The sequence below is a fragment of the Saccharobesus litoralis genome, from assembly GCF_003063625.1.
Classification (GTDB): Bacteria; Pseudomonadota; Gammaproteobacteria; order Enterobacterales; family Alteromonadaceae; genus Saccharobesus; species Saccharobesus litoralis.
The window spans coordinates 1,517,359-1,541,283 of sequence record NZ_CP026604.1; the positions used below are offsets into that span (position 1 = coordinate 1,517,359).

Genomic DNA, 23,925 nt, shown 5'->3' on the forward strand with positions numbered 1-23,925 from the left:
AGCGAGAATTTGAATGATGTTAAACCTGATGTGCCGTGGTTTGCAATTTACCGCCTTGTTAACTCTGATGATTGCGTGTTCAGAGCATCAAGAGCCAAATGAAAAAACCAATGAAGATCTAGCTAAGCCTTTAGCCACTAACAACCCAGTTAATAAAAAAGTGGCAACAGCGCCAAAAAAAGTGGATTTAGTGGCAATAGGTAAAGAAGCATTTACCGCATCGGGTTGCATTGAATGTCATGCCACTAAAGAAAATGACAGCGCATTTAAAACCGGCCCCAATTTGTTTGGTTTGTTTCAACAGCCGGCGATCAAGCGAGAGGTTCAGTTATTTAATGGCGAAAGAACCATGGTTGTTGCCGATGCAGGTTACTTGAGTCGTTCGTTAATTGCCCCTGAAAGCGAGTTAGCTATTCGCCAAACCGGTGTTGAAAAAGGGCAAGCTTATTTTCCTGTTATGCCTAAGTTCAAATGGCCATGGAACGATATTCGTAAAAAAGCTATGTATGAATATTTGCGAACGTTAAATCCGCCAGGTAAACAAGGCCCAGCTCAGGTTTGGCATGCAGCCAAAAAGCATCAAGCGCTTAAACCTAAACAAACTTACGATCATCAAATGTGGGTTGGCGAGCAAGCCAGTATTGCGCGTTTTATGATCCCAGGTGTGTCGACACGGGCTATTCATGTTGGTTTAACCAATGGCGTTAACTACAGTTTTGATACGGTTGATATGTCGATCAAGAAAATTTGGTGGGGTGGATTTTTAGACGCTACACGCGAGCGTACGGGTCGTGGTATGGGCTTAAATAGTTTAGGTAAAGAGGCACTAGACTGGCAAATCGATTATTTAGTTAAACCGTTAGACCAACGCCAGCAAGCGATTGATTTAAGTTTTAAGTCATGGCCCGCTTACCCACATAATCATCAACGAGATACACATAGAATTAATCTGGAAAAATCGGTCAACACACCATACTTACAACAAGTGGCTGCGGCTAACGCGCAATACTTGGGCTTGGACACAACAGATAAACAAAATCCGCAACTTAGGTTTGAAATTGAGGGGGTTAAGTATCGACAAACTACCAAAATTAACAACTTAGGTCATGTAGAAATTCAGTTTGCGGCTAGCCAAGTGAAGCGCGATTTACAATTTTTAGTTAATACCCAAGATAACCAAGTGTTAGCCATTAGCGCCGGTTCAATTAACAACGGTATTTGGCGCATTCCTCAAAAGCAATCGCAGCAATTTACTATCAAATTAAAACCTATTGCCTTGCCGATTCAGCCTAAACGTAATCAAGTGAAGCCAGCTTTTAGTCACGACAAGCAAAAGGTTGTTATTAAAAACTATGAGTTGGCGAGCGTGTTACCCGCTGGATATCGCTTAGAGTCAGTGATGGCACCAAAGGATAGATTTGGACGCGATCAATTATTTGAACCCTTGGCGTTAGACTTTGCGCAAAATGGTACGGCTGTGGTGGCTAGCCGCACCTCAGGTATTTGGCAAATTAAAGATCAGCATTGGCATTTTTTTGCAGAAGGCTTTCATGATCCACTCGGGGTGCATATTGAAGATAAACAAGGTAATCAGGTTGTGGTGGCACACAAACCAGAGCTGACTCGCGTAATAGATAAAAACGCTGACGGTTTGGCTGATTTATTTCAAACTATTAACGACGATTGGCGTTTAGCTGGCAATTATTGCGAATACGTACATGGCCCTGTTATTGACGAGCAAGGTAACTATTACTTTAACCTGAACTTGGCACATGGTGCTGACACCGTATCGGGACAAGCTATGGGAACGTATGGTGGATATGACGGCTGGCTAATGCGAGTTACGCAACAAGGTGAGTTACAACCTTGGGCGAGTGGCTTACGCAGCCCTGCCGGTCTTGGCCGAGGTCCACAAGATCTGTTGCTATACACGGACAATCAAGGTTCGTTTGTCGGTACATCGAAAATGCATGTGGTTGATAAGGGTGATTACTTCGGTTACCCAGCCAGCTTAAAAGATCATGATAACTACTTTGGCAAGCCAATTAACTGGCAACAAGTGAATCAATTGGCTGAAAAACCAGCGGTTTATTTTCCGCATGGCATTGTGGCTAACTCGCCGGGAAATCCCACTTTTGATAATACACAAGGGCAATTTGGTCCATTTGCGGGGCAAATTTTAGTGGGTGATCAAACCATGTCAAATATCTCGCGCGTTGATCTGCAAAAGGTAAACGGCCAATGGCAGGGCGTGGTGATACCTTTTATTAAAGGGTTAAGTTCAGGCGCAATGCGCTTGTCTTTTGCGCCGGATAATAGCTTATGGATAGGGCAAACTGGTCGTGGTTGGGCTGCGCGTGGTGGCGAGTATGAAGCGTTACAAAGGTTAAGCTGGGACGGCACAACTGTGCCATTTGAAATGAAAACCGTTAAGCATGTGCACGGCGGCTTTGTGATTAGCTTTACTCAAGATTTGGCTGAGCAAAACATTAAGCTAGAAGATGTGCAATTGGAGTCATGGAACTACTTAAATTCGCCGGTTTATGGTTCGCCACGCTATTTTCATCAAAAGCATCAAACCCAGGACATTATTAAGTTAAATAACAAGCAAATAAAAATAAAGGTGGCGGGCATGGTGGCCGATCGCATTTATCAAATAAAGCTTAAGGGTTTACAGTCCAGTCAAGGTGATAAGCCGAGCAATAATGCCGCGTATTATACGCTGCATGAGTTGTTGTAGCTGGCGGAATATTTTGAATAATGGACGTCAGTGATTTTTGTTGTAGTTTTCGAATAGGTTTATGCAACAAAGGTCACTGAATCTCGATTTGCGTCAAAATGAACTCAAACGTAATACCTTTATGAAAATCAGATCCTTCTTTTTCTATTCAGTCTGCAATATTCTTTTTTGCGAATTAACTAAAAGAAGATCTTATATGCACTCAAATGTCTTAAAAAACCTAGTTAGCGCCTTATTGTTAACGGGTATAGCCGCCTGTAATTCTACATCCAGTACAACTCAGGGCGCTGTCGAGCAAGAGAACCCCTCTGCTTCTGCATCAACCAAGCCAGTCAATTTACAACCCGCTACGCTTTTCGCAAAGCTACCCAATACTTGTACGACGCCAGATGCATTCGACATAGCGCCAGATGGCAGTTTGACCTTGTCTTGCGTTAACTATGCGGGTGGTAAAAACAAACCAACGGGGCGTTTGTTACGTATAACTGAAGACGGCCAAGTAACCGAGTTAGCGCAATTAACTGGGCCCAATGGCAAGGGTTCTGCTCGCCCAATGGGCATTGCTTATGCCCCTGATGGATCTTTATATGTGGCTGATAACCAAGGGCGCAACCAAGGACGATTGCTAAGGTTAACTTTCAATCAGGGTAAATTAGCCAACACTGAAGTGGTTGCGTATGGCATGAGTTCTCCAAATGGCGTACGTTATTTTAATGGCGCGATATATTTAACTCAATTACGTTTGCCTAAGTTTAAAACGAAAAACATGACCAGTGGGGTTTACCGTTTTGCTGAAACAGATCGCAACGTTAAAGTGGCAAGCGATGGCTCGTCTGATAAATTAATTTTTTCGACTCAAACCGAAAACCCTGAGCGTCAGTTTGGCATTGATGGTTTAGTGTTTGATAAACAAGGGCGTTTGTATGTCGGGGATTTTGGCGATGCTGAAATTTATCGTTTAACGTTAAATACCCAAGGTGTTGTGGTTAATCAAGAAATGTTTGCTACGTTACCGAAAACCGTTGGCATCGACGGCATTAATATTGATGAGCAAGGCAATTTATACTTGGCTGGCTTTTTACAAAATGAAATTTATAAAGTGGACACCCAAGGCAAGGCGACATTATTAGCTCAGTACCCAGATAATAATGGCGCTAACGGCGAAATTGATCAGCCAGCCGATTTAATTGTCTATAAAAATAAGTTGATCATTTCTAATTTTGATTTGATGAAAGGCAAAGGTATTGTTAACTCTGGCCATGGTAAACCTTATACGGTTTCGGCTATTGCTTTATAAAGCCTGCAGCTTACTAGCCTGTAATTGAATTAAGCGGTCGGCCTTGAAAGTAGTTGAAAGTAGCTGGGAGTACGAGTCGACCGTGTGTTTAAGGGCAGACTATTTTATTGGTTTGCTCTAATTTTTAGCCGATTTGCTATACACTAGCGCGTTTAGATACAGCGAGAGTCAATCTTCTTTTCATGCTTTTAGGCCTCAAACAAACTATTCCCGTTAGCGTGGGTTACATGGTGTTATCTGCTCTTGGCTTTGCACTTATGGCTGCGTGTGTTAAACAAGTTAGTACTTATGGTATTCCTGTGCTGGAAATTGTCGCGGTGCGAGCGCTAATTTCAGCCTTGTTAAGCTATGCTGATATCAAACGCAAAAATCTCTCGCCTTGGGGTATAAACAAACCATTGCTATTCGCGCGTGGGTTAGTGGGCGCCATTGCTTTATTTTTTGTTTACTACTCTGTTACCACTTTACCCTTGGCAGAAGCCACCTTGTTGCAATACTTACACCCAGTGTTTACTGCCATTTTAGCCTTAGTGTTTTTGAAAGAAGCTATTCAGCGTTCTACCCTCAGTTGTATCACGTTGAGCATGTTAGGGTTAGTGGTGATGGTGGCACCTAACTTTACGATCAATCAGTCGGGTGAACTAGCCTATTCTTGGTTGAGTATTGGTGCAGCGATTTTAGGTGCTTTGGGTAGCGCGGTGGCGTATGTCATTGTGAAAAAGCTAACTAAAACGGACGATAGCTCGGTTATTGTTTTTTACTTTCCATTTATTGCTTTACCAGTGGCTATTATTTTAGGCGGCAGTGAGTTTGTCATGCCATCGCTGCCTGCTATGGGATTATTGCTACTCGTGGGTATTTTTACCCAAGTTGGTCAAGTTGGCCTGACTAAAGCATTAGCCAGTGCCGATGCCAGCAAAGCGACGGGGTATGCCTACGTTCAGGTGATATTTTCTGTATTAATTGGCTGGGCTTATTTTAGTGAAGTGCCAACTTTGACTACCTTAATTGGTGGTGGACTTATTATTGGCGGTGCCCTCGTCAATGTATTGTGGAAGCGTTAAGCGACAGCTTATAAGTTGCAGCTAGCGATAATATAGAAATGGTTTTTGTAAAGATTATATAAAGATGTTTTTTAGCTATTTATCCTAACCTTAAGAGCTGTTATTTTAGCTCCGTTTACAATACTAATAAGCTAACAATAACGAGCGCTAACAATGAAAAAATTACTTTTAACTTGTCTACTTACCTTATGCTTTTTACCTACGACTTATGCGGCGCATCCGCAATGCGGTAAAACTGAATTGTCTTCCGTAATGAAAGACATGAAAGATGCACTTAAAGGCTATAAAACCGCAATGAAAAAGCAGGATGAAGCGGGCATGAAAACCCACTCTCAAGCCCTTTACGACTTGTCGGTTAAATCTAAAGAGTATGTACCACTTAGCATTAGCGATAAAAGCAGCTTATCTGCAGAAGAAAAAGCCAAATATGCTAAGTATCAAAAAGGTATGGATATGATGGCCAAAGCCGTGAAAAAATTAATGAATGCGACCGATGATGCCACGCGTAAAGCGGCGCTAGCAGTAATTGGTAAGGGTAATAAGCAAGGTCACCGCAACTTTAAAATGAAGTGTAAGTAAGGGCATATCTTTGTCTGATATGAAAATCAAGATCTGGGATAACTACACGCGGATCTATCACTTAAGCCAGCTAATATTGCTGGCTTTATTATGGTACAGCGCCGAAGAAGGTGACTTTGAAAGTCATTTTCTGTATGGCTTTATTTTACTGGGCTTAGTTTTTAGCCGCTTGGTTTGGGGCTTTATCGGTAGTCAAAATTCACGCTTTGTTGAGTTTGTAAAAATGCCATGGCAATTACCTAAACTGTATAAACAGAAAAAATTATTTATTAACGACAGTGGGCATGCGCCGCTATCTGGCTATATGGTAGTTGCCTTGTTACTTTCACTTTGTGTACAGTTAGTTACCGGATTATTTGCGACAGACGACGTGCTAGCTGAAGGCCCGTTAATGTATGTGGTTAGTGAAGATTTAGCCTATTTGCTGGACGATATTCACACCATTAACTTTGATATTTTAACGATATTAATCGGCATTCATGTGCTTGCAGCTATCGTACACTTAATGTTTAAGCACCCTGTTATTGTGTCTATTTTCACAGGTAACAGCAAAGCTAAACAAAGTATTGAACGCTATTGGCGCTCATCATATATAGGTATTGCTGTGTGGATTGTGAGTAGCGCACTGGCGTATTTTTTATTGATTGATATGGCGAGCTACTAAAACGGCTAAAATTAAAGCAGGTGATGACTAAATCACCTGCTGGTTTGCAACTACTTGCGTAGCTGATTTAGCGTATAGTAGGCGGTTTTTACGCTTGGTTTGCGTCCCTTTTTGTCGACTAAACCATTAAAGTTTATTTTCAACACTTTTTCAGCGGTTAAAGGTAAATCAAAGGTCAGCGTTTTATTACCGTTCGACCAAGTTAAGTTGCTTCCTTGTAACTTTTGCTCATTCATTTTAGCTGAGCCGTATTTGTTGGAATAATGATAATTCCATTCCTCGACATTCACTTTAACCTTGTTACGACTATTATTGCTAACTGCCTCGGTAAAGTTGACCTTAAAGCCAGTTTTGGTCAGTTTAATGTCTAAGATCTCAAATGGATTTGTGCCGTCCCACACGACTTTTTGTATACCAAAAGGTTTGCCACCTTTCGAGCCCCAACCGCGAGCGGTTTGCCCAACCCAAAGTTGACCTTGATTATCAAACGATAAGCGGATATTGCCACTTTGAAAGCCGCTCATAAAGTTAATAACAGCACCTTGGTATTCGCCATTAACCTTATCTAATACCACCCTAAAAAGGTTGGATTGAGTCACATCGCTGACAAACATTTGTCCGGCAAACGGCCCAAACTTGCCTTGGCTGGTATCCCATTCTGGATTACCGGGTGAGCTTGCTACTTCAATATGCGGAAACCAAACGACAGGTAATTCACGCATTGCGTGCCACATGTCAAAGTTGTAACTATTCTTTTTAATTTTGTCGACGGACCAATCGGGATGATCTCTTAAGCTCACGGGGTGGCCGTAAAATTTGCCTTTTTTAACAAAATGTAATTTAGAGGTTTCTACCCAGTCGCCTTGGTTATCAGTAAAAAACAGCTCGTCGTTTGGGCTAATACCAATACCCGCTGGCGAGCGTAATCCTGATGCATAAGGAACAAACTCCCCGTCTTTGGTGACTTGGTATGTCCAACCACGATAGCCACCGCCTGATCCCATAGTGCCAATAGCGAGTGAGTTTGGTGCACCATGGCCTAAATTTAACGTGCCGTAGTAATTACCTTGCGAGTCGCGAACAGGACCAAAGTTAAATTCATGGTAGTTATCGTGAAAGTTCCAGTTATCAGCTAAGTTAATGTAGTCATCCATAATGCCGTCACCGTCTAAATCGATTAAACGAGTCAGTTCAGGTTTATGACCGACGATCACACTACCGTCTTCATCAACTAATAGGCCGGTGGGTTCGTGTAACCCGTCGGCCACTTTTAACCAGTTTTCTGCCCGCAAACGCCATACGTCACCAAAGCGTGTAGCAACAAAAATATCACCGTTGCTATGTGCATCGACCCCAGTCGCGTGAAATTTGACTTTAGCCGGTGTTTTGACCGTGATCATTTTATAGCCGTCAGGCTGGTAGCCTTTATTGCTCTTAGCTGAGGTTGAAGTCGCAGCAAGAGAAAGGCCAAGGCAAGCTAACATAGCTGTCATTTTTGTGATTTTAAACATGGTTATTAACCTTCCAACTTAACTGAGACTTGCCACGATGGTGTATTTTTCAAAATGATTAATTGATTATTTTTAATCGTGGCGTTGACGGCACTGATGCTAACTTTATTTGAATTGGGTAATTGCCATTGCAAATTGCTGTGTTCACCTTGCAATAGGGTGTAGGTGAAAGTCAGTGTTTTGTTGTTTGTTGTTTCAGCGCTGAGTGAATACTTAGCCTCACCTAATGTGAAATAAAAGGTTGGATTACCTTGGCGATTGTACTTGCTCAAACGGCAATTATTGTCATTTTGCGGTGCCATTTTTTGCGGTTGCTTAAACTTCCATTCGCCGGGGATCAAGCTACCATCTCGTCCGCGCCCTTCAATATTTGGCCCTATGTTTAACAGCTCACCTGTCCATACGCCTACAATCGAGCAAGATTTAGCATTAAATGCATAATTGACTTTATTGGGGTAACCAACGGCGATGGAATGGCTTGGTAGATCTAAGATTTTTTTGCGCACAACTTCAGGTTGCTGCTCGGCTTTAACAATAACTGTGGCTTGGTTTAAGAAGCTTTTACCTGATGGTGAAATACCAAATAATTTTTGTGTGCCGGCTTGGTTAGCGACAAATAGTTTGGCATCAGGTTGTAAATTTTTGCGGATATTTATTTGGTAGTATCTCAGTGTAAGTTGCTGCTTGCCACGTTTGAGTGGCCATTGAAACTGCATCCAAATTTCTTTGCTGGGGTCAACAGGTTGACCATCTATTTCCACTTCAAGACGTTGTCTTTTGCCTATCATGGCGAAAAGTACTGTGTCTTGATCGAGGGGAGCGTGCAAGGTTCCTGTGTATTCAATGACATAATTCGGAACTTCCGCTATTGAGAAATCAGCTAAGTTATTGTGTGCGATCCCTGTTTTAGCAGGAAGGTCACTTTTGTTATGTTGGTATTTCGTTACCTTTACTTTTTTGTCGACATTGGCGTGGTATATTTTGTAGTTAAGTTGCTCAAAACCTTCACGTTTTGATAAAACGTAAGCCACTATCTGTTTAAGTTGCTCGTCTTTGAACATGGCCCCAAAGCCCGGCATACCTGCGTTTCCAAAGCCCTGTTTTACATTATTTAAAATGTCAGAGGGCTGCGCGCCATGTACCCATTCTTCATCTTTTAAGTTAAAACCCGCGCCTCCGGTTAAATTCTTGGCGTGACAAGCGGCGCAAACGGTATCAAATAACTCTTTTCCTTGTTGGGTTGCTTGTTGATTTTGACTAAGTTGAATTATCTCTTGGTCGAGCGAATTAGCGTTTGCAATATTGCTGACCAACGCAGTCAGTATGCAAAAGCCTAGTCGCCAATTTTTTAGCTGTTTGGCTATTGTGGATAAAAGTAGCATGATGGTTTCTCGTCATTGCAATTGTTGTTATTGTGCTGTTGTTTCTGGTTGTGTCGTTATCTTTGGTCGTAAGTATTGCTAAGAAAGACTTAGCTAATACAAATGAATGTAAACAACTAACAATTTTGATTGTAATGGACTCTTGGTAAGAGCTCAGCTAGCTTTTCTCTTTTTTACACAAAGTTAACATGATCAGGAGTGGTGATTACCACGGCGGATTGCATGAATTGAAATAGGTAGTGATAGTGGAAATCACAGCGCTGCTTTTTGGTGATCTAACTTGGTAGTAAAAACTAGGCTACACTGACATAAAACCATACATTAAGTGTTTTACCTGTTAGAAGATATGAATCTTAATACTATAAACTTAGCTATGCTCGGCGTTTTATTTTCCCTTGTCGCTGTGTTTTTCTATTTGTCTCACAAAACGCCAGAGCAGGCTGAAACTGTTTATGTTCCGGAGCTGTTTAATGGTCATATTTGCGATTTTGGCTGTGGGGTCGAGATAACTTTAGATTATAACGACAAGCTTATTATTAAGGACTTTCAACACAAAATCACACAAGACGAATTTTTTAAGTTGTTACGAATCCATGAATACCAAAGTCATTGTAATGATTCTATATTTAGGATTATTGCTCACCCTGATTTAACCAACTCGCAAGTATTGTCGTTTAGCTCGAAAATTAAAAGCATAATTAAACATACTCGCATTACTTGGTCGTCATGGGATGGCCGCGAGTTTATACCTAATTAATGTCGTTTCGATTACGCCGACTGAATAAATTGTTCGGTGTTCTAGCTAGCTTTTAAATAGCCGCTCTCCGGTAACGCCTAAAACACAGCCTGATATCACAATTACACAACCGACTATTTGCATTGGTGTTAAGGTTTCACCTAACGTGAAATAGCTAATAGTAGCGGTAAGAGGAATGTACATGTATTTGAGTACACCCGATGCTGTGGTCGGCAAGTTGGTTGCGGCATAAACCCACAATGAGTGGGCTAAAACGGTACCGACTAAGCCCAAATACAGTAAACCTATCCAATCATGCTCGGCGAATTGCCAATTTCCTAATGGTACACAAAAGATAAACAAAACAAATGCGCCGGCAAACTGGCCAAAGGTGCGGACATCTCCGCTTAAATGGGTAGATTTTTGGTGTAAAATTGGCAATGCGCCATAAAAGCAGCCGCTAATAATACCCAATACAAAACCGATAAGTGCGTGGGAGTTAAGATCAAACTCTCCGCCGACTAGCAAAGTACCTATTACGCCGAGTAACAAGGCAAACCAATGGTACGGCTTAATGGGGTGTCGTAAAAAATATCGGCCGGCAACGGAAATAAACAAGCCATAAGCGGAAATGGTCGAAATAACCGCGATAGTGGCAGTGCCTAATTTGATGGAAAAGAAATACGCGATCCAATGCAAACCAAAACAGAGACCGAGTGCTGCCAACATGTAATAGTCTTTTAGTGACAATGCCTTGGCTTGTCTAATTGCCGGTCTTAAAAAATACATGGCCGTTGTAGCGATTAATAAGCGAATAAAGCCTATTACCCAAGGGTCGCTGCTGATCCATTTAATGGCAACGGGCACTGTGCTCATGACCGTAATGCCGATAACCCCGATTTGGTATGCGTGGAATAAGTCTTTATTTTGTGACACTGTATTTTGCGACAACGAGGACAACCTTTGAGGCGTTTGTAAACAATTAATGCGCGCATTCTATTTTGAAATGGCCGAACTACAAAATAAATTAAAGTCACTTGTTATGGTTATTTTTGTCGGTTAGACGTTATCCCGCAAGCACCAAAAGCAGGTGCTTTAATCGTGCCTTGACCCAATGCCATTAAGTTAACGATTTCTGGTAGGTTTGCCGTTAAGCGTTTGGAACTGCGTACGGCGACCTACATGGATGTAGGGAATGCCGTTAAACGTCTGGAACTGCGTACGGCGACCTACCAGTGACACTAACATGCCTGTCATGTTTACATTGAATGAAACTGACACTCAGAACGCGGTGGAACTGAGTGAGTAGCCCCTTCACGCTGGTAGGCCAGTTTAAATTCGGGTAATTGAGCGATTTTAGCTACGTGTTTAATGACATTGTCACCTAATGTGATCGTTAATTGCGGAAATACATTTCCCCAGTTGGCGTATATTGCAATTAAGTAATCCAGTACCGACAGTTTGTCGCCAAGTAAATAGTTTTGTTTGGCGAGTTGTTTATCAACAATTTGCCAAAGCTCACTAATGCGGTTTGCCATGTTGTCATAAAACTCGTCTCTTGCTTTTGAATCTGGCATTTTAGTCATGCTAGCAAAAAGCTTGCTATAGGCTGGGTGTAAGGTGGCATAACAAAACATCAACCAATAGTGAAATTGATGTTTATCTCCCCAAGAATCAAGTGGTATTTGGTGTTTTTCTAGTAAATACAAAACGATAGCGGCCCCTTCGGTTAGTACTTTGTCAGCATCGACTAACGCGGGAACTTGCTTAGTAGCGGCAATTTGTTGGTAATCGTTTACTTGATCAAATGGCACAATTTCTACTGGCTGATCCAGTTGATTGAGCAACGCATGTATGGCGGTTGAGCAACTGGCGGGCATGGTGTAAAGCGTATACATAGTTTATCTCCTATTGGTTTTGTTGTAGCTGTCTAAATTGTTTTGCGGTTATCCCTGCAACGCCCCAATTTTCTAATGCGATCTCCTCAATTAACACAAACGTGGTTTGCGGATCTTTGTTGAGTACTTGGCTAAGCATGTCGGTAGAACGTTTAATGAGCTCGGCTTTTTGTTCATGACTGACACCTTCGTCAGTCACTTGAATGGTTACAATGGGCATGGCGACTCCTGATTGCTTTAGTTATCTAGGTGGTAGTGAAAGACTTTGCTTATGATCTGCCAGCGGTTATCCAGCTTGATGAAACTCAGCAAATCGACAAAGTGTTTGGGTTGAATACTGCAAGTGACTTTAGCCAATGCGGTGTGATTACCAATAACGTCAATGTGCAGAATTTGATCGGTTCGTTGTTGCTGCTTACTGGCGGGAGAAGAACGTTGCTCAACCATGGCAAAATATTCTGGCATGGTCAGTTTTAATAATTCGCCTGAGCTGGCGGTGATGTAACTGGCTTGTGCATGGAATACCTGCTTTAACCGAGAAACATCACTGAAATACAGGCCATCAAAGTATTGAATGAGCTGTTGTTCGATTGACTGTTTAATTAAATCCATAACTGTGTTTTTGAGACGAGTGATTGTGTGATTGGCAGTGTACATAGCGGTTGCTTATTGATAAATTCGCATTAAATGCACAATGAGTTTGCAAATATGCACAGCTGGGATGATTTTCGGTATTTTTTACAGGTAGTGGAAACGGGCAGTTTTTCACAGGCAGCGACGAAACTAGGCGTTAATCATTCGACGGTGTCGCGTCGCATTCAAGCTTTGGAAACCGTACATGGTGTTAAGTTATTAGAACGTACTCAAACGGGTTATCAAATGACAGACGCTGGCGCATCGGTATTAGAAATGGCTGAAAAAATGCAGCAAGCTAATTTAGCCGCCTCGCGCATATTACTAGGGCAAGATGCGCGTTTGGCTGGTGAAATAAACTTAACCATGCCTCATGAATTATTTGATCATATTTTGGCTAAGCCGTTACGGGAATTTACCGACAAATATCCCGACATTCGTTTAAATTTGCATGTGTCCAAAGGATTGCGCAATTTAGCTAATCGTGAAGCTGATTTGGCGGTACGCTTTACTGAGTCGCCACCGGATTATTTAATTGGCACTCGTATCACGACTATGCAGCATGGCTTTTATAAGCATAAAGATCTGGCTATTGAGCATTCGACCCCGCTCATCGTTTGGCAACGTGATAAAGGGATCCCGCATTGGGCATCTCAACTAAAGTCACCGCAAGTGGTGATGCAAGTCGATGATTTACAGGCCATGTACAGTGCGGTAGCGGCTGGTTTTGGATTGGCGAGAATGCCGTGCTTTATGCCTGATATTATGCACAACCAAGATATTGAACGTTTGCCAGCGCGTTTACCAAGATCGAATTGGGGAATTTGGTTACTAAACCATGTCGATTTACGCCATACGGCGCGCATTCAAGTGTGTCGTCAATACTTACAACAAGTACTCAATCGCCACATTCCTTTGTTTGCTGGCGAGAGGTCTTGATTACCGGTAGTTACCCCAAGTCACATCAAGCAACTCAGGCTATGTTTAATCTTGCCCTATATTGGTGATTGAAAAATGATGACTAGCAATATTAAAGCGGTTGGTTAAATAAAAGCGGTGCGCCGCAAATTTTTGAATGCCTGAATCTAAATGCAGTTGCTCACAGCCCATTTGTTGGCAATAGTTTTTAAACCAATTTATTAGCAAGGTGCCGACGCCTGTTGAACGGTAGTTTTGATTGGTGACTAAATCATCAATGTATAAATATTTTCCCCAAGCTAATTTTTCTCCAACAATAAACCCAGCAACGCCAAGGATCTGTTGGTCTTTTTGTACGTAAGCTAATTGATACCCTTGAGCTTGTTGTTTTTTTATTTGAGCGACAATCGACTTTGCTGTGTATTGAGTACGCAGTTGCAGCAAAACTTCAGCAATGGCGGATAAGTCGGTATTGGCGTCAGCTAAATAAACTTGCATTAAATTTCCTTATGACAGAGGTAAAGAGTCACTAAATTAATAACCTGTGTTGCTAAAGTCGAAGGCTTTGCGGTGGATTTTTGCTATGCTAGGACAAGATGAAATCGGCGTTTAGAGTTAACGATGAACCGCAAAAAGAAAATATACACCATTTTGAAAAAGAAGCAGAAAAAAGCCAATGCTAAAGGCAATCGGAATGGCAAACCGGTTTATATTTCAAAGGCTGAGCGGGCAAAAATGGCGGAACAAGAAGTTGCTGTTGAAGCAAGTGTTGAAGGTGGTGTAGAGGAAAGCGAAGAGGAAGGTGTAGAAGCAGGTATAAAAGGCAGCGTTGAGCAGCCACTTGACACTGACAGCAAATTGTAACCATTAAAAAAGTCGACCTAAGTCGACTTTTTTACAATTAGAACCTGTTTATCAGTTTATTGAATTAACTGATTCAAGGTGTAATAAACCTTAGTAACGCTTGGCTTACGCTTATCTACCCCTTGTAGTCCAGAAAAATCAATTTCTACGACTTTATCTGCGGTAAGCGGTAGCTCAATATCTAAGGTTTTTTGATCTTCATATAAAGTTGCTTTGCTAATGGCTAAAGTTTGTTGATCAATCTTAGGTGAACCATAGGTTTTACTGTATTTGTAGTGCCATTGTTGTGCACTTAAGCTTTTCAATACAGCCGACACTGAATCAATTTTGTCAGTAAAGGTTAAGCGGAAACCGGTTTTGGTTAGCTTAATATTGTGCAATTCAAATGGGTTTGTACCATCCCATGTTACTTTTTGAATACCGTAAGGTTTACCACCACGAGCGCCCCAACCACGAGCGGTTTGGCCGATCCATAACTGGCCTTTACTGTCGAAACTGGCGCGAATGTTACCGCTTTGGAAGCCGTTAATAAAGTTAATAACCGCCCCTTGGTACTGACCATTAACCTTGTCTAGCAAAACACGGAATACGTTGGAACGAGTTTGATCCCCTACGAAAATTTGCCCTGCGAACGGACCAAACTTACCTTCTGTGGTATCCCACTCTGGATTACCCGGTGAATTTGCCACTTCAAAATGCGGAATATGAACGGTTGGTTTTTCGCGAATTTTGTCGAAAAAGTCGGGGTTATCAGCATGGGCTTTAATCGACTCTACCGTATAACCCTCTACGTCACGCAATGAAACGGGATGACCATAAAATTTGCCTTTTTCCATAAAGTGCATTTTTGAGGTCGGTACCCAATCACCTTGGTTATCGGTAAAAAACAATTCATCGTTAGGGCTAATACCTAAGCCTGCTGGTGAACGTAATCCCCAAGCAAATGGAATAAATTGTCCTTTGGTATCGACTTGGTAAGCAAAGCCGCGGAAGCCACCTAAACTACCCATAGAGCCCATAGAGAATGCGTGCTCACCTTTGTAATTACCGCCGTGACTCAAGTTAAGCGTCGCAAAGTAGTTGCCTTTACTGTCTTTTACCGGACCAAAGTTGAATTCATGATAGTTGTCATGGAAATTCCAACCACTGGAAACGTGGTTGTATTCTTCCGCGACACCGTCGTTATCTGTATCGACTAAACGGGTTAATTCTGGTTTTTGGGCAACAATAACGCTACCGTCGTCATCACACAGTAAGCCTGTTGGTTCATGCAAACCGTCAGCAAATTTAGTCCATTGGTTGTTTGAAAACTTCCAAACTTCACCTAAACGGGTGGCGACAAAAACTTCGTCTTTGGCGTTAGTGTCTAACCCTGTTGCATGAAATAACACCTTGTCTGGCGTGGTAATGGTTTCAATTTTATAGCCGGCTGGCGTATAGAATGCGTTGTTATCAACCCCAGGTGGTTTGCGAGCTGTGATGTCGCCAGTTGCTTGATCGACTTTGAGTACGGCTTGTTCTACCGTGTTTGAAGTAGAGACACAGGCCGCTGTTAGGCAAGCTAAGCTAACGGCAAAAGATGTTGCTAGTAATTTCATTATTTGCTCCCGCTAACGTCTAACTTGATATCGAAAGTTGCATTGTTAGTTAAGTTGATAGTCAATTGCTGTTGTGTAACTTGGCCTTGCGAGCTGCTTATGCTTACGTTTTTCGCTTTAGGTAAAGTAAACACGGCGCTATTGCTGGCTGGTTGACCTAAAACCTTGTAATGCAAGTTTAATGAATGACCATTGTTAGCTGAGCCTGTTAGCGCGTAGGTGGTGCCGTTAAGCTTGTATTGGAATTCAGGGTTACCTTCGCGAGTGTATTTAATAAATTCGCACTTATTGTCTTCGCCTTTTAATCCGACTTGTTGCGGATATTTAAAGTTGATATCACCTAATATCTTACTGGCGTCTTGCCCGCGTTGGTTAATGTTAGGGCCAATATCTAACATGTCGCCTTTCCACATACCGACAACCGAACAAGTACGTGTATTAAACGCATAGTTGATGTTGGTAGGAAATCCAACCGCGATTGAAAAGTGCGGTAAATGTTCTAATTTTTTACGTTGCACTAAAGGTTCGCTTTTCGCTAATACTTTGTATTTATTACCTTTAAAGAAGCTAAGTGAGCGAGTTGAAACAGGGAACTTAGGGGCGTTATTCAAGGTGACGTAGGAGTCTAAATTGCGCTGCCAAGGTTTCATGCCGGTTGCGTAATAGGTAAATTTAAGGTGTTGCTTACCTTCTTTTAACTTCCAAGTGCGCCATGTGTCATGGTTGGGTTTTACCGGTTGGCCATCGATTTCGATTTCGATTGGCATCTTTTTACCATTGGCTTTTAAAATACCGCCTTTAAACGGTACGTAAAAATCACCTTCGAAAACAATGGCGTAATTAGTTTCTTCAGGAATTTGGAAGTCGGCGATGTTTTTCGTTAGCTGACCTGATTTAGTTGGCCGTTTGTTGCTTAAATCGCGATCTTGCTTATTTTTCATTGGAAAGACTTTGTAAGTCAAATTGTCCCAACCTTCACGTTTCGACATCACATAAGCAACTATCTCTTTAATCTCTTGGTCTTTTAACATCATGCCAAAAGGCGGCATACCGGCATTAAGAAAACCATTGCTCACGTTGTTGTATATTTCTGATGGTTTACTGCCGTGTACCCATTCGCCATCTTTTAAGTTGAAGCCCATGGCGCCACTTAAATCTTTGTCGTGACAGCTAGCGCAGCGTAAATCATATTGCTTTTTACCAGCAGCAATGGCAGATGGTTGTTGGCTTAATTTAGTAATTTCTTTGTCAAGTGAACTAGCTGCAACTGGTAGTGCTGATAACGACAGCGTTAACCAAGTTGCTGTTGCCAGCCAAACCTTGCGGTTGGAGTTGTGTGGAGTGGTTGTCATTTTTAATTGCTCAAGTGTTGTGGTCGGCTAATATTTTATACCTTTATGTTAAATATCATACCTTGGTATCATATTTGAATTGTATTTTAGCTTATGCAAAAATGATTTGTCGAGTTAACAAATGAAAAATTAACAATTCTTTAGCAATATAACGATGCGTAAAATTAGTAAAGAGTTATAAGCAGACTAGCCAAAGTTTAATATATACAAAACCTTGGCTATCCCGTTAAGTAGGGTGTGGTGGGTTTTTTAGATCTTTTCTAGTTTGATTGGGTAGGTTTGCTTTGCCCGCCATTGTCCTATGTATAAATTACCTTGTTTATCTATACACATTCCGTGGCAGTGGTTAAAAATCTGCCAGTTGGTGGTCATGGGCTGTAATTCACCTTGGTTATAGACAGGTGGCTCGGCGCCTAAATTGGCGATTACACGATTGTTGCGGTCAAAAATACTAATAAAGCCAGAATCGTCAGCATTTTTATCATCAATATGTGACCAACACACAGGGGCGAAAAAATGCTCGCCAGCAAACACCGGACCATGAATATAGGCACCAGGTGTGTTAATGGTTTGTCGATAAGTCCCGTCTAAACTAAATAGTTTTAGGCATTGTTGCCAACGTGAACTAACGATGAGATGGGGATCATTCGGGTTGCGTAAATCTACACCAATACCGTGGGTGTTAACTAAGTTGTAGTTTTCGTCGCTGTTATTCTGGCCGCCCCAATGGCGAATGTAGCGGCCGTTACTGTCGTATTGAATAACAAAATCAGAACCATAACCATCGGTAATATAAATATCGCCATTTGGTGCAACGGCAATATCTGAAGGCCTAAATGGCATATCAGGTTGATAGATTCCTATCGTTTTAGGATGGCCAATGGTGTGAACTAAGCGGCCGTCTAGGGTGAGTTTGACAACAAAACCTTGCTGCGGGATGACTTTGTTAAATGGCGAGTCCCAATCATCTGTACTTTTACCGTCCCATTTACGATTCAGTACCCAACCATGATCAACAATATATAAAAACTCTTCGCCGTCTTCTTCTACTATTTCGATTGAATGTGCGCCCGGGTATTCGGTTCCCCAAGCTTCTATTAATTCACCGTCTTGGCTGTATACGATAACGTTATTTTGTGTATTGTCAGTCAGCATAATAATGCGACCTTGCTTGTCGATAACCATGTCGTGGCAGTTCTCGACTGGGTATTTTTCAGGATCCAACTGACTCCAATGGCTATTGACGCGGTATTTAAAGTCACCTTCGCCTATGATCATACCATGTGGATCTTGGCCACTTTCAGGAATAGGGTATTTGTTCATGCTTGTCTCAATATGTAATGTGGTAATAGCACTAGCTACATTTAAAGTGGGTTATAGTCTTCTCGCTCAGGTCTTATGGTTCATTGTCAGCGCTTACTCTCGACTTTGGCTCCTGCGTCGTTCTAACACCTAAATCCATTTAGGCGACCCCAATCACATAATAGAGCATATGCTCATGGGGATTCGAAGCTTGCCTGCATGGATGCAGGTAAGGGGCGTTAGCAGGACGCGGTAGCTTTGACGGCTTTGCTTACATGGATGTAAGTACTTAGGTTTCGTCTGGAACTAGAAACCTGCCCCTAAAACCTGATCGCTTTGACTATAGTTGAAATAAGGTTAGCTATTTTTATAGGTTCGACGCTCGCTTCAGGCGCCTACTTTTGGTGCCTGCAGGATAGCAGGTACTTAGGATTTGTCGGGAACAAAATCCTGTGCGTCCTATTTAAAGCCTTTGACGAAGCAGAAGCTTCTACAAACCAAACCCCCAGCAGCTTCGCAGCTATTGTCGAAATAAATTTCGACCTACACGGATGTAGGAAATGCCGTAAAGCGTCTGGAACAGTGTACGGTGACCTACACGGATGTAGGGAATGCCGGCAAAGAACAACTAACCAATTTATACACAACTTAAACGCATAAAGGGGTGTCCTATAAGTCCAAACACTAACTTAGAGGAAACCCCTTGCCATCACTATCTTAAAATCGATTTTTCGGTTTAAGCCGCTGGCTCTTTTTCTTGCCAAGCTAAAATGGCATCGTCTTCGACGCGATCCAGTGGGTAATATACCGCTTCATTTTCTTCAAACGCTTGGTTGCTAACCGCGTTATAGGCACAAATCATAGTCCAACGAGGATTTTCAGAACGGTTTTGGTTTGATTTGTGTAATAAATTACAGTGGAAGAACAAAACATCCCCCGGCTCTAATTCAACCGCAACTAATTCGTGATACTTCATGGCTTCTTCAACCATTTTCAAGTCAGCGCCTTTTTGGTCACCTGTTTTGCTGTGATCGAGTCGGCCAATATGATGTGAACCTTTCAATACTTCTAAACAGCCATTTTCAATCGTAGCTTGGTTAATGGCGATCATGCAGCTAATGGCTTTTGGATAAAGCATTAGGTTATCTTGGTGCCAATAACCGAAATCTTGATGCCATTCCCAAGCACCACCAACACGGGGTTCTTTCATCATGATTTTAGTGCTGGTGTGGTAAGTTTCTTCACCGATCAGTTTTTCACAAGAATCGACTAAACGGCGGCCACGTGAAAACATGCTGTAAAAGTCATCGCCAGTTTTTTGCCAAATACAGACTTTACTGACGGTGCCTGATGCATCTTTTTTATTCCATGCGCGCTCATATAAAGAGTCGTCGTTAAATGCGACATCCTGTAAACGCTGAATTTCTTCTGCGTTGTAATAACCACGCGCGATAACATAACCGTCACGCTCAAAATCAGCCATTTGCTGTTCATTTAATTCGATCTTACTCACAGTGAAAACCTCAATTGTTACTCAATAATGTTTGTTGTTAACAATAATAGCTAATTATTATTCAAGATCAATAAAAATATTTCTATATAAATTGAAAATTTAAATAGAAATATATGAGAGAGTGTAATTAGGGTGTAAAGGAGAGAATAGATAGTTTGCGGTGGTTATTATTTAAGTTATTGATATTAAATATTTTTTAGGTGGTGATCTTACAAAGAAGCTTATTGTTAATAAGTTCAGTTTTTTGCTGGGCAGATCTGTTCGTATTTTTTAGTAACTTGACAACAGATTTCAAAACTGGCGCGTTTTGGCCATAGGATATTTAAAAATAAAGTTGGCAAAGTCTGCAAACTGGCTCAAGATCTAATACAAGTATCAGGTTAAGTGAGTCTGTATAGCAATGAAACTTTGCTATTGTGTGTGGTTTTGTCTCTTTATTTTCAGTTTGGTTAGCGGGTGTGCCCACGCTTGTCAACGCCAAGTGACGCATCCTTTACTTGAGTCGAGTAAAGATATACTGATTAAATCCCTGCTTGAGCTGATCTTGTCGAAAACAACAAGTTCAATATGTTTAAAAGAGATTGATGATGTTGTTACCGAAGCGCGTAAAGGCAAATACATTCAAGATGGGATTATTGATGTGCAATGGGCAAGCGCAGGCTCGCATGCTAGCCAATATACGTTACCTATTACCAAACCGATATTTCTTGGCTTAACTGGTATGCGTGTGTTTGTTATACGTAAAGGCGAGCAAGCGCGGTTTGATAAGATTAACACATTACATGATCTGCGCGGCCTAAAGGCAGGGCAGGGCTTATTTTGGGGCGATACTAAAGTATTGCAGGCCGCAGGGTTGCCGGTTACCACTTCAGCTCAAGCTCGGCGCTTGTGGCATATGTTGTATTTAAAACGATTCGACTATTTACCTTTGGGGGTGCATGAACCATGGAAAGATCTCGCCATGCGGCAGGATTTAGAGTTAGAGGTTGAACGCAATTTACTTTTGGTTTATCCGTCGGGTTTGTATTTTTACGTTAATCAACAAAATAAATCCTTGTACCAACTGATAACTGACGGTTTTGATAAAGCATTGGCAGATGGCAGTTATCAAGCAAAGTTGCGCCAATCAAACATGATCCAATCAGTACTAAAGTACGCCAACCTTGAACAAAGGCGGGTTATTTATTTAGCCAACCCTTTGGTGGCGAGTACAGATAAAGCCGGTAATAATGAATTTACATTGCCCAGGTTTTTGCAGTCGGCGCAATAAAACCTGATTGTTTTGGCTACAGCAAAAGGTATAAGTAGCAATGTGATACTCATATTGTTAACAACATTTAATATTGCTTTAAAAGCCGTTATTATTGGCTTTCACACCTAAGAGTATAAATAAAGAGAAAACGCGTTGACCACCAAAGCTCCAAATAAGTATGCGGTACCAGCCTTAGATAAAGGGTTAGATATTTTAGAGTTTTTAGCTAACCAAGAATTACCACGCTCGCAAACTGAAATCGCCCATGGCTTAGGGCGCAGTGCGAATGAAATTTATCGGGTATTAGTGGGTTTGGAAGCGCGCGGTTACCTTATTCGAGATGAGTTGTCTGGCCGTTATCGTATTTCATTAAAGTTATATAATTTGTCGCGCACGATTTCACCTATTGACCAGGTTCGACAATGTGCATTACCCCACATGGAAGACTTAGCCGTAAAAATTGGCCAGTCGTGCCACTTATGTATGCTTTATCAATCGCAAGCTATGGTTATTGTTCAAGCACGTAGCCATAGCCCTGTATCAATTGATATTGCTGAAGGTTCAATGTTTTCAACCTTGGCAACCGCATCGGGACGGGTTTTGTTAGCTAATAGTACCAATGAAGTGCGCGATATGATTTTAGAGCGCGATAGTGTTTTTGCTAAAATGTCGCAGGCAAAACGCAAAGCCTTGTTTAGTGAGCTAGATGACATTAAAGAGCAAGGTTTTTATGTTGCCGAAAGTGATTTCTCTGAGGGCGTGTGTAATTTTGCAACATTAATTGGCCAACCTGAAGGGTTTGTTGTGGCTTCGTTGGCGGTGCCTTCCTTGTTACAGTATGGTAATAACCAATTCGATCAACAACAAATGCAAGAGTTGGTGATCACCGCAGCGAATAGCATTACCCAACAGTTGGGGTGTTAAAAACTTAACTATTTGGTATAACCAGTATCGGCATTGTCGATACTGACTTTTGTTCACTGTTTCTTATTTTTTTACCTTTTGTTTTTTCTGTTTATTATCTCTAATTAGTCTAAAAATTAACCCGTAATTCCCTTCGTATGTAAATTTCCTCTACTAGGCTAATCGTTGCTAGTTTTGAATATTCTAAATTAGCAAATGTTTGGTTTTGTGCCTCGTTAGGCAACAAAGGGGTTCGCCTATTGAGTACGCCCATTCCCTAAATAACCCGTGAACTAAATATTTAGTTTGATGAAAAAATGTAAGTAAAGGATTTATCATGCGATTTAATACAATATTCAATAGGCTCAAAAGAGTACCTTCACTTTTTATTTTATCTGTTGCGACCATTTTGCTAGCCGCTTGTGGAAGCAGTGACGACGATAAAACCACCAGTATGCAAACGGTTACAATTAAAGGTGAGGCGATAAAAGGCACACTTTCGAATGCCTCTGTTTCGGCATACGCGGCAAGTGATATGAGCACAGCATTAGCCACTACCTCTACAGGTGATAATGGTAGTTATGAATTGCAGTTTGAAAAAGACGCGACTGTAGATTCAGGCTTAATCGTGGTGAAAGTATCTGCTGATTCAGACACAGAAATGACGTGTGATGCTGATAAATGTGGCTCAGTTAATAATGGTGACAAAGTACCAGCGAGTGAATTAAATGGTATCGAATTACTGACATCTATTGCCATAGACAAGGGCGCAGATGTCACTATTGAAAATCTACCGGTCAATGCCTTAACTACCGCAGCGACTGAAATTATTACCCAAACACAAAATGCGGCGGCACTAGGCATGGTGAATCAGTCCGTACTATCTGATTTACAACAAAAAGCTGCGCAAGTGGTGATGTCTGCTTTTGGAGTTGATAGTAGTGGTAGTTCATTTGATTTATTTACAGATAGCTTGCCAGATGCAACGGCTATTGATGCAGGCGTAGCGAGTTTGTCAGCCAACAAAAAAGCGTTGGCAACTCAGTTATCTTTGGTAAACGCATCATTTGCCGGTACAGACGATGGTTTAAAAAACGAGTTAACTAGCTTTGCTAATAGCATTGCTGATGCAGCTAAGCAAGGTAACTTTAGTACTGATTTAAAAGGTATGGTAGCTGATTTAACCTCAGCGTATAACGAATTGTTTGGCATGTTAAATGCTTCAGGCGGTATACCAACAGGCGTTACATTACCTAGCTTTGATAGTATTGAGTGGCCGACTAATATCGACTTTTCTGATCTAAATATTGATAATCCGATTGATCAAGGGGCCGGTGAGTGGACACTAACGGTGAGTGGCACGGCAACAGTGACTCATCCTGTTGAAGTGACTACGGATATTCCTGCTGTTACGATCAATAATGTGACTCCACCTTCTAGTTCAGATACGACAGAAATAGAGAATCTATTTAAGCAGCAAACTGAAGTTCAAGGTATTACGGTGACCAATGTTAGCTTTTCAGTAACAGAAGAAACGAGTACTAAAGTGGTTATTAAATACAGTGCTGATATTTCAGTAACCGTTGCTGGTCAAACTTCCAGTCAAAAACAAAATATTATTTATACTTATACCAGATAAGTAGACAGGGCGAAGGGGCTCCCTTCGCCCTTTTGCTAAATTTAGCAAACGCTGAAATTGCTTCGTCTATTTGTCTTGTC

At 41.6% G+C, this 23,925-nt stretch carries 22 protein-coding genes; 11 read left to right on the forward strand and 11 right to left on the reverse strand.

Annotation, left to right across the window (positions count from 1 at the left end):
• Positions 1-13 precede the first annotated feature (13 nt).
• The 5 genes from C2869_RS05280 (at position 14) to C2869_RS05300 (ending at position 6,344) form a co-directional block, all read left to right on the forward strand.
• Positions 14-2,740: a PQQ-dependent sugar dehydrogenase gene (locus tag C2869_RS05280; RefSeq protein ID WP_108601961.1), complete on the forward strand. Its 2,727-nt coding sequence runs from the start codon at positions 14-16 to the stop codon at positions 2,738-2,740.
• Positions 2,741-2,936: 196 nt separating this feature from the next.
• Positions 2,937-4,037: an SMP-30/gluconolactonase/LRE family protein gene (locus tag C2869_RS05285; protein WP_108601962.1), complete on the forward strand. Its 1,101-nt coding sequence runs from the start codon at positions 2,937-2,939 to the stop codon at positions 4,035-4,037.
• Between the two features lie 182 nt (positions 4,038-4,219).
• Positions 4,220-5,101, forward strand: coding sequence for a DMT family transporter (locus C2869_RS05290; protein ID WP_108601963.1), 882 nt, complete (start codon positions 4,220-4,222; stop codon positions 5,099-5,101).
• Between the two features lie 153 nt (positions 5,102-5,254).
• Positions 5,255-5,680 carry a cytochrome b562 gene (locus tag C2869_RS05295; RefSeq protein WP_108601964.1) on the forward strand — a complete coding sequence of 142 codons (426 nt, stop codon included), beginning with the start codon at positions 5,255-5,257 and terminating at the stop codon, positions 5,678-5,680.
• A 19-nt stretch (positions 5,681-5,699) separates the two neighbouring features.
• Complete coding sequence (locus tag C2869_RS05300; RefSeq protein ID WP_108601965.1) at positions 5,700-6,344, forward strand: cytochrome b/b6 domain-containing protein; 645 nt, start codon at positions 5,700-5,702, stop codon at positions 6,342-6,344.
• A 50-nt stretch (positions 6,345-6,394) separates the two neighbouring features.
• On the opposite strand, the gene C2869_RS05305 is transcribed toward C2869_RS05300, so the two are convergent.
• Together C2869_RS05305 and C2869_RS05310 are read right to left on the reverse strand one after the other, a co-directional pair.
• Positions 6,395-7,855, reverse strand: coding sequence for a hypothetical protein (locus C2869_RS05305; RefSeq protein ID WP_108601966.1), 1,461 nt, complete (start codon positions 7,853-7,855; stop codon positions 6,395-6,397).
• Between the two features lie 5 nt (positions 7,856-7,860).
• Positions 7,861-9,237, reverse strand: coding sequence for a c-type cytochrome (locus C2869_RS05310; RefSeq protein WP_108601967.1), 1,377 nt, complete (start codon positions 9,235-9,237; stop codon positions 7,861-7,863).
• A gap of 346 nt (positions 9,238-9,583) precedes the next feature.
• Between C2869_RS05310 and C2869_RS05315 the strand changes: the two genes are divergently transcribed.
• On the forward strand, positions 9,584-9,994 hold the full coding sequence (locus C2869_RS05315) for a hypothetical protein (RefSeq protein ID WP_159084048.1): 411 nt from the start codon (positions 9,584-9,586) through the stop codon (positions 9,992-9,994).
• A gap of 45 nt (positions 9,995-10,039) precedes the next feature.
• Here the strand turns inward: C2869_RS05315 and C2869_RS05320 are convergent, their stop codons facing one another.
• The 4 genes from C2869_RS05320 to C2869_RS05335 all read right to left on the reverse strand — a co-directional run bounded on the left by C2869_RS05320 (position 10,040) and on the right by C2869_RS05335 (position 12,528).
• Positions 10,040-10,909, reverse strand: a complete 870-nt coding sequence (locus C2869_RS05320) for a DMT family transporter (RefSeq protein ID WP_159084049.1) — start codon at positions 10,907-10,909, stop codon at positions 10,040-10,042.
• 323 nt (positions 10,910-11,232) lie between these two features.
• Positions 11,233-11,871: a glutathione S-transferase family protein gene (locus C2869_RS05325; RefSeq protein WP_108601970.1), complete on the reverse strand. Its 639-nt coding sequence runs from the start codon at positions 11,869-11,871 to the stop codon at positions 11,233-11,235.
• A gap of 10 nt (positions 11,872-11,881) precedes the next feature.
• Positions 11,882-12,091 (reverse strand): tautomerase family protein, encoded by a 210-nt coding sequence (locus C2869_RS05330; protein WP_108601971.1) that lies wholly within the window; start codon positions 12,089-12,091, stop codon positions 11,882-11,884.
• Positions 12,092-12,108: 17 nt separating this feature from the next.
• The gene (locus C2869_RS05335) at positions 12,109-12,528 is read right to left on the reverse strand and encodes a nuclear transport factor 2 family protein (protein ID WP_228710769.1); all 420 of its coding nucleotides are present in this window, start codon (positions 12,526-12,528) and stop codon (positions 12,109-12,111) included.
• Positions 12,529-12,579: 51 nt separating this feature from the next.
• On the opposite strand from C2869_RS05335, the gene C2869_RS05340 reads away from it, so the two are divergent.
• On the forward strand, positions 12,580-13,443 hold the full coding sequence (locus C2869_RS05340) for a LysR family transcriptional regulator (protein ID WP_228710770.1): 864 nt from the start codon (positions 12,580-12,582) through the stop codon (positions 13,441-13,443).
• 45 nt (positions 13,444-13,488) lie between these two features.
• Here the strand turns inward: C2869_RS05340 and C2869_RS05345 are convergent, their stop codons facing one another.
• Positions 13,489-13,920 carry a GNAT family N-acetyltransferase gene (locus C2869_RS05345; RefSeq protein WP_108601974.1) on the reverse strand — a complete coding sequence of 144 codons (432 nt, stop codon included), beginning with the start codon at positions 13,918-13,920 and terminating at the stop codon, positions 13,489-13,491.
• Between the two features lie 123 nt (positions 13,921-14,043).
• Between C2869_RS05345 and C2869_RS23115 the strand changes: the two genes are divergently transcribed.
• Positions 14,044-14,286, forward strand: coding sequence for a DUF2986 domain-containing protein (locus tag C2869_RS23115; RefSeq protein ID WP_108601975.1), 243 nt, complete (start codon positions 14,044-14,046; stop codon positions 14,284-14,286).
• 56 nt (positions 14,287-14,342) lie between these two features.
• On the opposite strand, the gene C2869_RS05355 is transcribed toward C2869_RS23115, so the two are convergent.
• The 4 genes from C2869_RS05355 to C2869_RS05370 form a co-directional block, all read right to left on the reverse strand.
• Positions 14,343-15,884 carry a DUF7133 domain-containing protein gene (locus C2869_RS05355; protein WP_108601976.1) on the reverse strand — a complete coding sequence of 514 codons (1,542 nt, stop codon included), beginning with the start codon at positions 15,882-15,884 and terminating at the stop codon, positions 14,343-14,345.
• Positions 15,884-17,236, reverse strand: a complete 1,353-nt coding sequence (locus C2869_RS05360) for a c-type cytochrome (protein WP_108601977.1) — start codon at positions 17,234-17,236, stop codon at positions 15,884-15,886. Before C2869_RS05360 ends, C2869_RS05355 begins: the two co-directional genes overlap by 1 nt.
• Before the next feature lie 249 nt (positions 17,237-17,485).
• Positions 17,486-18,559, reverse strand: coding sequence for an NHL repeat-containing protein (locus C2869_RS05365; protein WP_108601978.1), 1,074 nt, complete (start codon positions 18,557-18,559; stop codon positions 17,486-17,488).
• Positions 18,560-19,274: 715 nt separating this feature from the next.
• A complete protein-coding gene (locus C2869_RS05370) occupies positions 19,275-20,051 on the reverse strand; it encodes a phytanoyl-CoA dioxygenase family protein (RefSeq protein WP_108601979.1) in 777 nt (258 codons plus the stop codon).
• Between the two features lie 544 nt (positions 20,052-20,595).
• Here C2869_RS05370 and C2869_RS05375 point away from each other — a divergent pair.
• The 3 genes from C2869_RS05375 (at position 20,596) to C2869_RS05385 (ending at position 23,845) form a co-directional block, all read left to right on the forward strand.
• The gene (locus tag C2869_RS05375; RefSeq protein ID WP_159084050.1) at positions 20,596-21,321 is read left to right on the forward strand and encodes a diguanylate cyclase; all 726 of its coding nucleotides are present in this window, start codon (positions 20,596-20,598) and stop codon (positions 21,319-21,321) included.
• 135 nt (positions 21,322-21,456) lie between these two features.
• Complete coding sequence (locus tag C2869_RS05380) at positions 21,457-22,227, forward strand: IclR family transcriptional regulator (protein ID WP_108601981.1); 771 nt, start codon at positions 21,457-21,459, stop codon at positions 22,225-22,227.
• 316 nt (positions 22,228-22,543) lie between these two features.
• Positions 22,544-23,845, forward strand: a complete 1,302-nt coding sequence (locus C2869_RS05385; protein ID WP_108601982.1) for a hypothetical protein — start codon at positions 22,544-22,546, stop codon at positions 23,843-23,845.
• Positions 23,846-23,925 lie beyond the last annotated feature (80 nt).

Bases quoted from the DNA above. Each gene is read 5' to 3' on its own strand.
- C2869_RS05365 (WP_108601978.1), bottom strand. From the start codon at position 18,559: ATGAACAAATACCCTATTCCTGAAAGTGGCCAAGATCCACATGGTATG.
- C2869_RS05290 (WP_108601963.1), top strand. From the start codon at position 4,220: ATGCTTTTAGGCCTCAAACAAACTATTCCCGTTAGCGTGGGTTACATG.
- C2869_RS05355 (WP_108601976.1), bottom strand. From the start codon at position 15,884: ATGAAATTACTAGCAACATCTTTTGCCGTTAGCTTAGCTTGCCTAACA.
- C2869_RS05280 (WP_108601961.1), top strand. From the start codon at position 14: ATGATGTTAAACCTGATGTGCCGTGGTTTGCAATTTACCGCCTTGTTA.
- C2869_RS05325 (WP_108601970.1), bottom strand. From the start codon at position 11,871: ATGTATACGCTTTACACCATGCCCGCCAGTTGCTCAACCGCCATACAT.
- C2869_RS05340 (WP_228710770.1), top strand. From the start codon at position 12,580: ATGCACAGCTGGGATGATTTTCGGTATTTTTTACAGGTAGTGGAAACG.
- C2869_RS05385 (WP_108601982.1), top strand. From the start codon at position 22,544: ATGCGATTTAATACAATATTCAATAGGCTCAAAAGAGTACCTTCACTT.
- C2869_RS05300 (WP_108601965.1), top strand. From the start codon at position 5,700: ATGAAAATCAAGATCTGGGATAACTACACGCGGATCTATCACTTAAGC.
- C2869_RS05295 (WP_108601964.1), top strand. From the start codon at position 5,255: ATGAAAAAATTACTTTTAACTTGTCTACTTACCTTATGCTTTTTACCT.
- C2869_RS05305 (WP_108601966.1), bottom strand. From the start codon at position 7,855: ATGTTTAAAATCACAAAAATGACAGCTATGTTAGCTTGCCTTGGCCTT.
- C2869_RS05345 (WP_108601974.1), bottom strand. From the start codon at position 13,920: ATGCAAGTTTATTTAGCTGACGCCAATACCGACTTATCCGCCATTGCT.
- C2869_RS05330 (WP_108601971.1), bottom strand. From the start codon at position 12,091: ATGCCCATTGTAACCATTCAAGTGACTGACGAAGGTGTCAGTCATGAA.
- C2869_RS05360 (WP_108601977.1), bottom strand. From the start codon at position 17,236: ATGACAACCACTCCACACAACTCCAACCGCAAGGTTTGGCTGGCAACA.
- C2869_RS05315 (WP_159084048.1), top strand. From the start codon at position 9,584: ATGAATCTTAATACTATAAACTTAGCTATGCTCGGCGTTTTATTTTCC.
- C2869_RS05285 (WP_108601962.1), top strand. From the start codon at position 2,937: ATGCACTCAAATGTCTTAAAAAACCTAGTTAGCGCCTTATTGTTAACG.
- C2869_RS23115 (WP_108601975.1), top strand. From the start codon at position 14,044: ATGAACCGCAAAAAGAAAATATACACCATTTTGAAAAAGAAGCAGAAA.
- C2869_RS05310 (WP_108601967.1), bottom strand. From the start codon at position 9,237: ATGCTACTTTTATCCACAATAGCCAAACAGCTAAAAAATTGGCGACTA.
- C2869_RS05335 (WP_228710769.1), bottom strand. From the start codon at position 12,528: ATGTACACTGCCAATCACACAATCACTCGTCTCAAAAACACAGTTATG.